The sequence below is a fragment of the Paracoccus sp. SCSIO 75233 genome, assembly GCF_027912675.1.
GTDB lineage: Bacteria > Pseudomonadota > Alphaproteobacteria > Rhodobacterales > Rhodobacteraceae > Paracoccus.
Map to the genome: position 1 here is coordinate 335722 of NZ_CP115757.1, position 13949 is coordinate 349670.

Genomic DNA, 13949 nt, shown 5'->3' on the forward strand with positions numbered 1-13949 from the left:
AATCGAGGCGGGTTTATGGGTTGTTATTCGTTGTTTGGTTGAGGTTCGGGTTTTCTTCGAACGCGGTTCCTGCCGATTGCGGCATTCGATTTTGCGGTAGGTATCGCCGCTATCAAACGCTACTCCGCAGCCATCGGGGGGCTGCCGGAGATTGTCGGGTTCGCATCCTCCAAGGTCCACCCTGCGTATTTCAGGTGAGCAAGAGCCTCCGCCTTGCGTTCCAGCGACGATCCCCCCGAGTACAGACCAAAGGTGATCGTCTTCTTTTCATGCCCGACAATATCGGCAACGACACCCTCAGGCACCTCCGCGTTCTCAAGGATCGTCACAACTGTCTTTCGGATGCTGTGAAACACATGCGAACGTCCAAAGCCGTGATCCTGCTTCAGTCGTCCGAACCTCTTCCCTATCGCCCCAGAACGCTGTCCGTATTTATCGGTTTCGAGGCCAGACAGTACATAGCCGTCTTTGCTATCGCGGCAGAGCCGTTCGAGCGTTGGCGCAAGCGAAGCGTGAATGGGGATCTCGCGTATTCCCTTCTGGGTTTTTGCTTCTATGATTTTCAGGCTGCGTTCCGACACATTCTCGACCCTCAACATACAGAGCTCTTCAATTCGGCAACCTGTCCACATGCCTAGCCTGATAAGGTCTGCCAACTGCTGATCCGGCTTACGGGCGCCTTGAACATGCCGAAGGAGCTTGAGAACGTCTACATCGCTGAACGGAACCCAACTGTCGCTTTGACTCTTGCCTTGGCTTTTCGATTGGTGCCCAAGCACATCGGCAAAGGGGTTATCGTCTCGATCTATGATCTCTCTGTCCTGCATGAAGCGCCAATACCCCCTGAGGGCTCCAAGCTTGCGCGTGATTGTTGCCCGCTTGAGGCCGGTTGCTTCAAGCTCGGTTGCCCAGCGCTTAACATGTTTCTTGGTAATCTTGTCGGTGGTTGGGAACTTTCCGGCGAACTCTTGAATATCCGACCGTCGCATGTCTGCTGTCTTTGCCGTGACCTGATCGCTGTAAACGTTGAAATACGCATCAAGATGTTCCGTCGTGAGGATGAACTCACCGCGTACCAGCCCACGAAGACGATCTGCCAGTTCGGGGTCCTTTCTCGCAAGCGCGACGGCATGATCCTCAAGGGCGTCGTCATAGTCCATACGGTCTTCGGTGCCCGGCTTGGTGCCCAAATAATCCTGCCGCCATTCCATCGCCGTCGCGGAAAAGTCCATATCGAGTGGCGACCTTCCGGTTCTATAGGCTTCGAACTCGCTCAGATACGTTGCCGCAAGAGGCTTGGCGCGAATGACTGCCTCGGACCGGCTGTCAGTTTCCAAGGACCGAACTATACGTCTTTGCCATCATAAAACGGTCTAAGCTTCTTCGGAATGTCTAGGACAAAGTACCAGCGCCGTTTGCGCTTCTCGATGTAGTCGGCCACGGGGTTCCCCACACTTCTTCCCCACCTGTTTTCCCAAAAAATCATTTTATTCAATAGCGTTATCGCCTTATGTCCGACGATCTTCCTCTCCCCTTGGCTCCACCAGTAATTCTGTTTTTCCTGATTTTACCTTAAAATTCAGCAAGATACCGGAAGTTTCCGGGAAGGCTTTCTGACCATTCTGGCCAACCATTCTGACCAATTTTTTCTACGAGCCGGAATCGTCTCGTGCCCTACGATGTGCCAGCCATGCATTCCAGCACATAGGTCGCGAGCGTATGTGCAGAATGGATAACCAACCGGGCATGACGCGGGCGTAGTTCATTCGCTTTGATTTGCGCCTCTGTGCGCCCGTGTGACGCGCTTTTCTTGTTTCTCAGGAACATTGTGCCGTCCACGATACTGTTCAGCCCTGATGCAATCTTTTTCAGATCGTTTGAGGCAATGTCCTGATGCTGGCCAATGTCTTTGAATATATCCTCAGGCGCTCGCCTATCAGGGTATCTTCGTGGTCGCATGGGTTGCGATTGCAATGGTGCATATCATCGGTGAACGCGGGAATGAGCGGAGCGCTGAGGATATCCGGCGTCTTCTCAACCACAGCCGCGCGGTCAATCCCGCCGGGCTGGGCGCCTGGCTGATCGGGTCCGGCGTGGGGCTGGTGCTGCATTTCGCCGGTGGTGCGGCTGCGACATTCTCCGCCCCTGCAACCTTCGTCGCGGCTGGTGTGACATATCTCGTCCTGCGCGGTCGGCACGGGGATGTCGGCGAGGATGCAACCACCAATCCGGCAGGGGATCAGCCGCAAATCTGACGCGGCGTGCATAATCAGCGGTCATGCGCGTCAGGCGCATGCCGCATCAAATCTTCTGCGCGACGCAGGCTGGTATGCCCGCGATCAGAACGCCTTGCAGGCTGTGCGAACATGTCCCGATCTTAACTAAACTCGGCAGGAAACGAGGCCCTGCTTGTTTGGCTCATCAGGTCGAGCCGTCCGAAAATCGGACAGACGCCGAACGGAATTTCAGCTATATAGTTGAAATGGCCGCATTTAGGGCTGATCGTATCAGCCCGATGCGCCGATGACTGACCGCTCTGGGGGAGGGCGACGTCACGGATCGGGGGGAGTTTGCTTTGCCTCACAGCATTACGAAGGATGATTGGGAAGCCTATGTCATTTCGGGCCGCGCGCCAGCGAATATCCGGCGCGAGATACTGGCCAGTTGGCAGCGATGCACGGGACGCGGCCAGCCAAGTCTGAAGCAGGCACCGCAGCTTGCGGAACAGGCGCTGCTGACCCAGCGTGCGCAGGCCAGACGGCTGCGCAACAGTGCGCGAACCGCTTTGCGACGGGCTGGCGTCCTGCTGGATGGAAGCAGCAATATTCTGCTTTTATGCGACAGAAGCGGCGTGGTGCTGGATGCCGTGGGCGATGCCGAGACGCTGGACCGGGGCCGGGAAAACCATCTCCATCTCGGTGGCGACTGGAGCGAGGAGGTCATGGGGACGAATGCCATTGGCACCGCGATCCACATGCGGCGCCCCGTGTTGATCACAGCGGCGGAACATTATTGCGAGGAGATCCAGCGCTGGAGCTGTGCCGCGACCCCGATCGCTGACCCGGCGACGGGTGAATTGCTGGGGGTGCTCGATATATCGTGGCGCAGCGGGCTCCGGCAGGCCAGCGCGGCGGCGCTTTCGGCGGCGCTTGCGGCTCAGGTTGAATCGGATCTGACCCGGCGGCTGGCGCGGGAACGCGAGCTGCTGATGGAGAGGTTGCAGATGTCCAGCCTGCGTCGCGGGGGCGAGCCGGTCCTGGTCATGGATCGCAGCGGCGCGGATGTGTTGTCGTCACCGGATTTCGCGCGCTTCTGCGAGGATGACGAGGCGCTCAGCACATTGCGCGCACGGGTGCCGCAGCTGATCGACCAGCGTCCCGACGCCATCGTCGAGGCGCTTGGTGGTTGTCTGCCGAATACCGAAATGGAGGTCGTTTCAAGGCATGGTGAGGCTATCGGCGTCATGCTGTCTCTGCGCCGTGGCAGCCGCAGGCCGATAGCGGCCGGGGCCGAGCTTGGTGAAATCGGTCGGATCGGTTCGGTGACCGGCGCGCTATGTGCGCAGGCGCAGCGTCTGGCGCGCACCCGTATCCCGATCCTGATCGAGGGTGAGACCGGCACCGGCAAGACCTATCTGGCGCGGGCGATCCATCAGGCCAGCGGCCAGTCGGAGGGTGATTTCGAACTGCTGGAATGCGCGCTTCTGACGATGGACGGGCTTCGGGACGATCTGGCAGGCATATCCCGCCGCGGCTTCGCTTCGCCGCAAGGCACGCTTTGCCTCAACGGGCCCGGCTCGACCCCGCCTGAAGCACAGCGGTTGCTTCTGACTTTGGTGGAACAGGCCAGTGAGGCGGGTGTCAGGATCATCACGCTGTCGGGGCGCTCGCTCTTGTCCGCGATGCAGGCCGGTCAGTTCCGAAGCGATCTCTATTACCACATCGCCGGTGCCCGGCTGCATGTGCCGCCGCTGCGCGAACGGCGTGAGGAGATCGCGCCACTGCTGCGCTCGCTGGTTCGCAAGCATGCGGCAGGGGGTGGGCGCGAGTTGAATTTCACGTCTGGCGCAATGGCGGTCCTGAACGCCTATGCCTGGCCCGGAAACCTGCGAGAGATGGGCAATCTGATCGCCGCGCTTGATGCGTTGTCGATGAGCGGCCTGATCGATGAGAAATCCCTGCCGCCCGAGATCCGGCGGCCCGTCCGGCCAGAAGGCGGCGAAACGCTGCGCGACCGGGAACAGGCCGAGATCATCGAGGCGATTGAGCGTGAGGATGGCAATCTGACCCGCGTTGCCCGGCGCCTCGGCATAGCGCGCTCGACGCTTTATCTGAAGCTGGACGCTTACGGCATTCCGCGCACGCGAAGAAGCTGATCGGTCACCAAATAGGGTTTCCTTCAGAAGCGCCCCCGCACCCTTCTGCGGGGGCGCTTTTGCTGTTGGTGTCGATGTCTAGTAAATTGTTATTAAACAATAATATTTGAAAATTCCCAGATCGCGCGTCCGCAGCATGTCCGTCGGCCCGGACGAATATCGGACGAGGATTTCGCCACAGCCCACGTCAAGCTGAACCTGCGCTGCCGATTTGGGCGGCGACAAGAGTGGGAGGAGTATCCATGCCATTGGACAGGAAGAACGACCGGACCGTGCAGGTGCTTGGCATCGACGCGGGCGGTACGATGACCGACACATTTTTCGTCGACAACGAAGGTGATTTCGTCGTCGGCAAGGCGCAGTCGACGCCGCAGAACGAGGCACTGGGTCTGATCGAATCCAGCCGTGAGGGGCTGGAGCATTGGGGGTTGTCGCTGGAAGAGGCGCTCGGCTCCATCCAGACCGGGGTTTATTCGGGCACCGCGATGCTGAACCGGGTGGTGCAGCGCAAGGGGCTGAAGACCGGGCTGATCGTCAATGCGGGGATGGAGGATTTCCACCGTATGGGCCGCGCCTGTCAGGCCTATCTGGGCATGGCCTATGAGGACCGGATCCATCTGAACACGCATTACTACGACGATCCGCTGGTTCCGCGTCATCTGACCCGTGGCGTCATGGAGCGCGTGGATATGTTCGGTGATGTGGTCATTCCGCTGCGCGAAGAAACCGCCCGGCAGGCCGCGCAGGAACTGATCGCGCAGGATGTCGAAGGCATCGTGATCTCGCTGCTGCACAGCTACAAGAACCCCGAGCACGAACGCCGGGTGCGCGACATCGTGGCCGAGGAGATTGCGAGTGCGGGCAAGGAAATCCCGGTTTTCGCCTCGACCGACTATTACCCGGTTCGCAAGGAAACGCACCGGACCAATACCACGGTGCTGGAGGCTTTCGCCGCCGAGCCCAGCCGCCAGACGCTGAAGAAAATCTCGACCGCGTTCAAGGATAACGGATCGAAATTCGACTTCCGGGTGATGGCGACGCATGGCGGGACGATTTCGTGGAAGGCCAAAGAGCTGGCGCGGACCATCGTGTCCGGTCCCATTGGCGGCGTGATCGGCGCGAAATATCTGGGCGAGGTACTGGGCTACAAGAACATCGCCTGTTCGGATATCGGCGGCACCTCCTTCGATGTGGCGCTTATCACGCAAGGCGAGTTGACGATCCAGAACGACCCGGACATGGCGCGGCTGGTGCTGTCGCTGCCGCTGGTCGGGCTCGATTCCGTCGGGGCTGGCGCGGGCAGCTTTATCCGGCTGGACCCCTACACCAAGGCGATCAAGCTAGGGCCGGATTCGGCGGGCTACCGGGTCGGGGTCTGCTGGGCGGATTCGGGGATCGATACGGTGACGATCTCGGACTGCCACGTCATCCTCGGCTATCTGAACCCCGACAATTTCCTCGGCGGTCAGGTCAAGCTGGACCGTCAGCGCGCCTATGACGCCATGAAAGAGCAGATCGCCGATCCGCTGGGTCTGAGCGTCGAAGAGGCTGCGGCAGGGGTGATCGAACTGCTCGACAGCGATCTGCGCGACTATCTGCGTTCGATGATCTCGGGCAAGGGCTACTCGCCGTCCTCCTTCACCTGCTTCTCCTATGGTGGCGCCGGTCCGGTTCACACCTATGGCTATACCGAGGGCCTGGGTTTCGAGGACGTGATCGTACCGGCCTGGGCGGCTGGCTTCTCGGCCTTTGGCTGCGCGGCTGCGGATTTCGAGTATCGTTACGACAAATCGCTCGACATCAATATCGCCGAGGACGCATCCGCCGACGCTCAGGCGGCCGAGGCGAAAACGCTGAACGATGCGTGGCAGGAACTGACTGAACGGGTTCTGGAGGAGTTCGAGCTGAACGGCTACACCCGCGATCAGGTCGAACTGCAACCCGGCTACCGCATGCAGTATCGCGGCCAGTTGAACGATCTGGAAATCGAAAGCCCGATCAAGACCGCCGGAACCGCAGAAGACTGGGGCCAGTTGGTCGACACGTTCAACGACACCTATGGCCGGGTCTATGCCGCGTCAGCGCGCTCGCCTGAGCTGGGCTATTCGGTCACCGGCGCGATCATGCGCGGCACCGTGCCGATCCCCAAGCCGAAAATCCCGAAGGAACCCGAAGGCGACGCGACCCCGCCTGCGGATGCGCAACTCGGCACCCGCAAGTTCTACCGCAAGGGCGAATGGGTCGATGCGCAGCTTTACCAGATGGAAAAACTGCTGCCCGGCAACCGTGTCACCGGCCCGGCGATCATCGAATCCGACGCCACGACCTTTGTCGTGCCGGGCGGTTTTGAAACCTGGCTGGACGGCCACCGCCTGTTCCACCTGAAAGAAGTGTGACGGGCTTAGGAGGAGACTAGAAATGAATGTTCAATCGGAAATCAGGGGCATCGTCCGCGGCGGCCAGACGCTGAAGCAGCACCGCGACGAGGTCATGGACAAGACCAAGACCACCGGCCATTACGCCGGTCTCAAGGAAAGGGCGCTGCAAAAGGAAAGCCCGATCCTTTATAACAAGCTGTTCTCAAGACTGCGCGCCGGCGTCGTCGATGCCCGCGAAACCGCCAAGAAGATCGCGGCGTCCCCGATCGTGGAGCAGGAGGGGGAGCTTTGTTTTACCCTCTATAACGCGGCAGGGGATTCAATCCTCACCTCGACCGGGATCATCATCCATGTCGGCACCATGGGTGCGGCGATCAAATACATGATCGAGAATGACTGGGAAAGTAATCCCGGCGTCAAGGACCGGGACATCTTCTGCAACAACGACTCGTTGATCGGAAACGTCCATCCCTGCGACATCCACACCATCGTGCCGATCTTCCATGAAGGGGAGCTGATCGGCTGGGTTGGTGGCGTGACCCATGTGATCGACACCGGGGCCGTCGGTCCGGGCTCGATGACCACGGGTCAGGTGCAGCGCTTTGGTGACGGCTACTCGGTGACCTGCCGCAAGGTGGGCGAGAATGACGAGCTGTTCCGCGACTGGCTGCATGAATCGCAGCGCTCGGTGCGGACCACCCGTTACTGGATGCTGGATGAGCGGACCCGCGTCGCGGGCTGCCACATGATCCGCAAGCTGGTCGAGGAGGTGATTGCCGAGGAGGGCATCGAAGCCTATTGGAAATTCGCCTATGAGGCGGTCGAGCATGGCCGGGTCGGGTTGCAGAACCGCATCAAGGCGATGACCATCCCCGGCAAATATCGTCAGGTCGGTTTCGTCGATGTGCCCTATGCGCATGAGGATGTCCGGGTGCCGTCCGACTTTGCCAAGGTCGACACGATCATGCACACCCCGTCCGAGATGACCATTCGCCCAGATGGGACATGGCGTCTGGACTTTGAGGGGTCGAGCCGATGGGGTTGGCACACCTATAACGCCCACTCGGTCAGTTTCACCTCCGGCATCTGGGTGATGATGACCCAGACCCTGATCCCGACCGAGATGATCAATGACGGCGCGGCTTACGGCACCGAGTTCCGATTGCCCAAAGGCACATGGATGAACCCGGATGACCGCCGCGTGGCCTTCGCCTATAGCTGGCATTTCCTCGTCAGTTCCTGGACGGCGCTTTGGCGCGGATTGTCGCGGTCCTATTTCGGGCGCGGCTACCTGGAGGAGGTCAATGCGGGCAATGCCAATACCTCCAACTGGCTGCAAGGCGGCGGGTTCAACCAGTATGACGAAATCCATGCTGTGAACTCGTTCGAATGTGCGGCCAACGGGGTCGGTGCCAGCGCCATCGATGACGGCATCAGCCACGCCGCCGCCATCTGGAACCCGGAAGGTGATATGGGCGATATGGAGATCTGGGAACTGGCGGAACCGCTGGTTTACCTCGGTCGCCAGATCAAGGCCAACTCCGGCGGTGCGGGCAAGTATCGCGGCGGTTGCGGCTTTGAATCGCTGCGCATGGTCTGGAACGCCAAGGACTGGACGATGTTCTTCATGGGCAACGGCCATATCAGCTCCGACTGGGGTCTGATGGGCGGTTATCCGGCGGCCTCGGGTTATCGCTTCGCGGCGCATGACACCGGGCTGGAGGACGCGATCAAGAATGGTGGCGAAATCCCGTGCGGCGGCGATACCGACCCGCAGAACCCGACCTTCGACGCGCTCATCAATCAGGCGGGGATCAAGCGCGACAAGCAGGCGATCACCACCGAGGAGATGTTCAGCGACCACGACCTGTATCTGAACTACATGCGTGGTGGTCCGGGCTTCGGCGATCCGCTGGATCGCGAGGCAGCCCGCGTGGCCGAGGACGTCAATGGCGGCTACCTGCTGGAGCGGTTCGCAGCTTCCGTCTACGGCGTCGTGCTGAAGAAGGGCGAGGGCGATCTGCTGGAAGCCGACGATGCCGCGACGGAGGAACTTCGCGCGACGATCCGCAAGGGCCGTCTCAGGAACGCGGTCCCGACATCGGAGTGGATGGCCAAGGAGCGCGAGCGTATCCTTGCGAAAGACGCCGGCGTTCATGTCCAGCAGATGTATGCCGCCAGCTTCAAGCTCGGCCCCCGCTGGGAAGAAGGCTTCCGCGCGTTCTGGGATCTGCCCGTCGATTGGCAGTTGATGGAGGCGGATCTGCCGATCCCGTCCTATGGTCGCGAATATTCGATGGACCTGTCCGAACTGCCCGACGTGAAAACCGTCAAGTTCGTCGAGGAATGATCCCGACCGGGTGCCGCGTCCCCGGATGCGGCACCCCTTCAGACAACAGGAGACAAACATGGCCTACACAAAAGCCAAGATCAAAGACCTCGTCGACGGGACAATCGACCGGGATACGCTGCATACGATGCTGTCCACGCCGAAGGACCGGGAACGCTTTGTGATGTATCTCGAAATCCTGCAAGAGCAGGTGCCGTGGGAAGACAAGATCATCCTGCCGCTCGGCCCGAAACTGTACATCGTGCAGCGGCCTGCGGATAAGAAATGGGTGGTCAAATCCCATGCCGGTCACGAATTCTGCGACTGGCGGGAGAACTGGAAACTGCACGCCGTGATGCGCGTGCGCGAAACCGCCGAGGAGATGGAAGAGATTTATCCCCGCCTCATGGCGCCCACCACCGACTGGCAGGTGATCCGGGAATATTACTGCCCCGCCTCCGGCGATCTGCTGGATGTGGAAGCGCCGACACCGTGGTATCCCGTCATACATGATTTTGAGCCGGATATTGACGCGTTCTACACCGAATGGCTGGGGATGGAGATCCCGGAACGCGCGGCCTGAGCGATGCTCCCGGGGCGCGGCTGCACTGCCGCGCCTCGTCTCTCTCGGGGTTGGCGTAATGCATCGATGATCCGGCAGATCGCTTGGCTGTGAAACCGCCCGCTTCGGATATTCCGGGGCGGGTCATTTGCTTTCGCAACAGTTGCCCTCGCAGAGCGTGAATGGTTTTGCTACAGGCTGCAAATGATCTCAGCGGCCTGCGGGCCATGAGGGCCGGACGTATTCGAGGACACCACGCATGCCGAAGAAAATCTGCCTTACCGTCGCTTGTCCCACGCAGCGGGGCATCGTCGCGGCGATGACCGCCTTTCTTGCGGAGCGCGGCTGCAATATCGTCGATAGCTCCCAATTCGACGACATGGAAACCGGCAAGTTCTTCATGCGTATCAGCTTTATCCCGGAAACCGGAGCCGAGCAGGGCGAGCTAAGCGAGGCATTTGCGCAGATCGCGGATGCGTTTGAAATGACATACGCCTTCCATGACGAAAGCCTGAAGATGAAAATGGTCATCATGGTTTCCCGCTTCGGGCATTGTCTGAATGACCTGCTTTATCGCTGGCGGATCGGGGCGCTGCCGGTGGAGATCGTGGCGGTGATCTCAAACCACATGGATTACCAGAAGCTTGTGGTGAACCATGATATTCCGTTCCATTGCATCAAGGTCACCAAGCAGAACAAGGCGCAGGCGGAAGCGCAGATCATGCAGCTTGTCGAGGAAACCGGCGCGGAACTGATCGTGCTGGCGCGGTATATGCAGATACTCTCGGACGAGATGTGCCGGAAGATGTCGGGGCGGATCATCAATATCCACCACTCGTTCCTGCCGTCCTTCAAGGGCGCGAACCCCTATAAGCAGGCTTTTGAGCGGGGCGTGAAGCTGATCGGCGCGACATCGCATTATGTGACCGCCGATCTCGACGAGGGGCCGATTATCGAACAGGACACGGTGCGCGTCAGCCATGCCCAGTCGGCTGCGGATTACGTCTCGCTCGGGCGCGATGTTGAAAGTCAGGTGCTGGCCCGCGCCATCCATGCCCACGCGAACCATCGCGTTTTCCTTAACGGCAACAAGACCGTGGTTTTCCCCGCCTCGCCCGGATCGTATTCTTCCGAACGCATGGGGTAGGCGGCAGGCCGATTGTCCGCCGCCTGTCCGCCGGGTGGTTGCTCATACGCCGCCGGAATATTGTGCGTCGGTGACATGCTCCAGCCATGTCACAACCTTGCCGTCCTGCACCTCCTGAATGGCGATATGGCTCATCCCGGTGTCGCTTGCCGCGCCATGCCAGTGCTTTTCCCCGGGTTCGAACCAGACGACATCGCCGGGATGGATTTCCTCGATCGGCCCGTTTTCCCGCTGCACCCGACCGCGCCCGAATGTCACGATCAGCGTCTGACCAAGCGGGTGAGTGTGCCACGCGGTGCGCGCACCCGGCTCGAACGTGACATGCGCGCCCTGAACCCGCTCGGGCGCGTCCTGATTGAACAGGCCATCGACCCGGACCGAGCCGGTGAACCAGTCCGCCGGCCCCTTGGCCGAGCCATTCGATCCTGCGCGAGTGATTTTCATGCTGTTTTCCTTTCAGAACGGGGCGTTGCTGATTTTCCGGTTGCAGGTGCAGATCGTGCCGCAAATCACTGCTCATGAGAATGCTACAATACAGATAGCGCTTATCCCGCTACTGCATCAATCCGCCTATTGAACCGGGGCAAGACGGCTTCCCACCTAGGTAGCTGGTTTCATTAACACAGGTCGGTTTTATGTCGTCAATTTCCAGAAGAACGATCCTTGCGTCGGGCAGCGCCACGCTCGCCATGCCGTTTCTGATTGCCCCTGCCGTCGCGCAACCCACGGCGCTTGTTGAGGTCACGGCCGGGGCGTCGCGGCTGGATCAGATTCATGCTTTGGTGATCCATCAGAACGGCAACAGGGTCTTCGCCGAAGCTTTCCGTGGCCGCGCCCTTGATCGTCCGGCCAATGTGAAGTCGGTTTCGAAAACCATTGTTGCATTGCTAACCGGGATCGCCATCGACCGCGGCGTTGTTGCGAGCACCGATCAGCGGATCCTGCCCATGCTCGGACGTGCGCCGTTCGGGGATGCGCGCGACGAAATGACGGTTGCGGACCTGCTGACCATGCGGGCGGGGCTGAGCAGCACGAGCGGCGCCGATTACGGTGCCTGGGTGTCCAGCCGCGATTGGGTCGAATACGCGCTGAATCAACCGCTGGAAGGCGCTCCCGGCGGACGCTTCATCTACTCCACCGGCGGCTGGCATGTGCTGGGTGCGGCTCTCGCCCGTGTCTCTGGTCAGAGCTTGCTTCAACTGGCGCAGGCGTGGCTGGGCAATCCGCTGGATATTGCGATCCCACCTTGGGTGGCCGACCCGCAGGGGCGCTATCTTGGTGGCAATGACATGGCCATCAGCCCGCTTGGACTGGCGCGGATCGGGGATATGGTCCTGAATGGCGGGCAACTGGGCGGACAGCGCGTCGTCAGCGAAAGCTGGCTTAACAGGTCTTTCGAGGCGCGTGCGCGTTCGCCTTTCTCCGGAGACCAGTATGGGTATGGCTGGTTTCTCACCCGCTTCGGTGGTCAGGCTTCAGCCTATGCGCGCGGCTATGGCGGGCAGATGCTCGTCGTGGTTCCAAGGCGAGGACTGTCCATCGCGATCACGTCTGATCCGGCACGTCCAGCGCGCAGCGACGGATATTTCGGTGATCTGCGCCGGTTGGTCGACGACATCGTCCGCGTTGTGTAAGCCTGCGTCCGCTGCCCCGGATCACGCCATGCCGCTCAGCGATCCGATATGCCCAGATCGGCCATCACGCGCTGGCGGATCAGCCCGGAGTCGCGGTCGCTGATCCCCAACAGACCCGCCACGAGCCGGACGATGGATTCCTCGTCCGGCGCGCGATTGCCGTCGGCATAGGTCACTTCCCAAAGTGCGGCGAGGACACCGCTGCGATCTTCCAGCGCGATCCGTTCCTTGATCATCCGGGTGAAGCGCACCGTGTCCGGTGCCTCCGCCTCGATCATTTCCGCAGCAGCGCGACGTTCGGCGGCCTCCGACATCTCAAGCCCGCGCCGTCGCGCAAGAATGCGGTCGATCCGCATCTCTTCCTGCTTGGTGTAGCGGTCATCCGCCCGCGCAACCCGCACCAGAAGCGCAGCAAGCGCAACCTCGGCGTCCTGCCCCTGCAATGGCGCGGATGGCTCATCATGAGAAAAGAGGCGAGGAATGAGATTCCGGAACATGGTTAAATGATACGAACTACGCGCCAAAGAACAAGGCCTTACGACCCCGCCCGCCACGGTTTTCGTCGAATTATTTTGCCCCCGGCCGAGGCCCCGGCTCAGAATTTCTGCGGAACATACAGATCCCGTGGCAGGACATCCCGCTCATAATCCGGGTTGAACACCCGGTCGGGCAGCTTGATGTCCTCATGCGGCACTTCCGTATACGGCATAAGCGAAAGCAGATGCGCGATACAGTTCAGCCGCGCCCGTTTCTTGTCGTTGCCGGGAACGATATACCAGGGCGCTTCGGGAATATTCGTGCGTTCGAACATTTCTTCTTTGGCCTTGGTATAAGCTTCCCAGCGAACGCGGGACTGCAAATCCATCGGAGACAGCTTCCACTGTTTCATCGGATCATGGATCCGCATGAGGAAGCGCATCTGCTGTTCCTCGTCGGTGATCGAGAACCAGTACTTGACCAGCCTGATGCCAGAGCGGACCAGCATCCGTTCAAATTCCGGAACGTCGTCGAAGAACTGCTGCACCTGATCTTCGGTGGCGAAGCCCATGACCCGCTCCACACCGGCGCGGTTATACCAGCTGCGGTCGAACAGAACCATTTCGCCGCCCGCAGGAAGATGCGGGACGTAGCGCTGGAAATACCACTGGCTCTTCTCCCGATCCGAAGGGGCGGGCAGAGCGACAACCCGCGCGACACGAGGGTTCAGCCGCTGCGTAATCCGCTTGATCGCGCCGCCCTTGCCCGCCGAATCGCGACCTTCGAAGATCACGACGACTTTCTGCTTGTAATGGCTGACCCAGTCCTGAAGCTTGATCAGTTCCGACTGCAACCGCAGAAGCTCGTTGAAATACAGCTTGCGATCCATCTGCTCGGGATGGGTGTCACGGTAAATCTGCTTGATTTCGCGCGATAGGACGGCGTCCTCCAGCTCGATCTCGTAATCCTCGTCAAGCGTGTCCTGTAGTTCGGCGTCAAGCCAGTCCTGCGGTGCGTCGTTCATGTGATTTCTCCACTTGGTCAGAC

12 protein-coding genes are annotated in these 13949 nt (G+C 60.3%); 7 read left to right on the forward strand and 5 right to left on the reverse strand.

Translation table 11 applies throughout. The features are described from left to right. Positions 1-119 precede the first annotated feature (119 nt). On the reverse strand, positions 120-1337 hold the full coding sequence (locus tag PAF12_RS01700; RefSeq protein WP_271108291.1) for a tyrosine-type recombinase/integrase: 1218 nt from the start codon (positions 1335-1337) through the stop codon (positions 120-122). Positions 1338-1674: 337 nt separating this feature from the next. After that, positions 1675-1959 carry an abortive infection family protein gene (locus tag PAF12_RS01705; RefSeq protein ID WP_271108292.1) on the reverse strand — a complete coding sequence of 95 codons (285 nt, stop codon included), beginning with the start codon at positions 1957-1959 and terminating at the stop codon, positions 1675-1677. On the opposite strand from PAF12_RS01705, the gene PAF12_RS01710 reads away from it, so the two are divergent. The 6 genes from PAF12_RS01710 (at position 1950) to purU (ending at position 10791) form a co-directional block, all read left to right on the forward strand. Beyond that, positions 1950-2255, forward strand: coding sequence for a hypothetical protein (locus PAF12_RS01710; protein ID WP_271108293.1), 306 nt, complete (start codon positions 1950-1952; stop codon positions 2253-2255). The genes PAF12_RS01705 and PAF12_RS01710 overlap by 10 nt on opposite strands. A 320-nt stretch (positions 2256-2575) precedes the next feature. Beyond that, on the forward strand, positions 2576-4375 hold the full coding sequence (locus PAF12_RS01715) for a sigma-54-dependent Fis family transcriptional regulator (RefSeq protein ID WP_271108294.1): 1800 nt from the start codon (positions 2576-2578) through the stop codon (positions 4373-4375). A 242-nt stretch (positions 4376-4617) separates the two neighbouring features. Next, positions 4618-6771 carry a hydantoinase/oxoprolinase family protein gene (locus PAF12_RS01720; protein ID WP_271108295.1) on the forward strand — a complete coding sequence of 718 codons (2154 nt, stop codon included), beginning with the start codon at positions 4618-4620 and terminating at the stop codon, positions 6769-6771. 22 nt (positions 6772-6793) lie between these two features. Further along, the gene (locus PAF12_RS01725) at positions 6794-9103 is read left to right on the forward strand and encodes a hydantoinase B/oxoprolinase family protein (protein WP_271108296.1); all 2310 of its coding nucleotides are present in this window, start codon (positions 6794-6796) and stop codon (positions 9101-9103) included. 58 nt (positions 9104-9161) lie between these two features. Then, on the forward strand, positions 9162-9665 hold the full coding sequence (locus PAF12_RS01730; RefSeq protein WP_271108297.1) for an acetone carboxylase subunit gamma: 504 nt from the start codon (positions 9162-9164) through the stop codon (positions 9663-9665). 238 nt (positions 9666-9903) lie between these two features. Further along, a complete protein-coding gene (gene purU / locus PAF12_RS01735; RefSeq protein ID WP_271108298.1) occupies positions 9904-10791 on the forward strand; it encodes a formyltetrahydrofolate deformylase in 888 nt (295 codons plus the stop codon). 42 nt (positions 10792-10833) lie between these two features. Here purU and PAF12_RS01740 read toward each other — a convergent pair whose 3' ends face one another. Then, entirely contained in the window at positions 10834-11235 is a 402-nt protein-coding gene (locus tag PAF12_RS01740) for a cupin domain-containing protein (RefSeq protein WP_271108299.1), read from the reverse strand. Between the two features lie 191 nt (positions 11236-11426). On the opposite strand from PAF12_RS01740, the gene PAF12_RS01745 reads away from it, so the two are divergent. After that, positions 11427-12425 carry a serine hydrolase gene (locus tag PAF12_RS01745; protein ID WP_271108300.1) on the forward strand — a complete coding sequence of 333 codons (999 nt, stop codon included), beginning with the start codon at positions 11427-11429 and terminating at the stop codon, positions 12423-12425. A 35-nt stretch (positions 12426-12460) separates the two neighbouring features. On the opposite strand, the gene PAF12_RS01750 is transcribed toward PAF12_RS01745, so the two are convergent. Further along, entirely contained in the window at positions 12461-12922 is a 462-nt protein-coding gene (locus PAF12_RS01750; protein ID WP_271108301.1) for a TerB family tellurite resistance protein, read from the reverse strand. Positions 12923-13020: 98 nt separating this feature from the next. Further along, positions 13021-13926: a polyphosphate kinase 2 gene (ppk2, locus tag PAF12_RS01755; RefSeq protein ID WP_271108302.1), complete on the reverse strand. Its 906-nt coding sequence runs from the start codon at positions 13924-13926 to the stop codon at positions 13021-13023. Between the last annotated feature and the right edge of the window lie 23 nt (positions 13927-13949).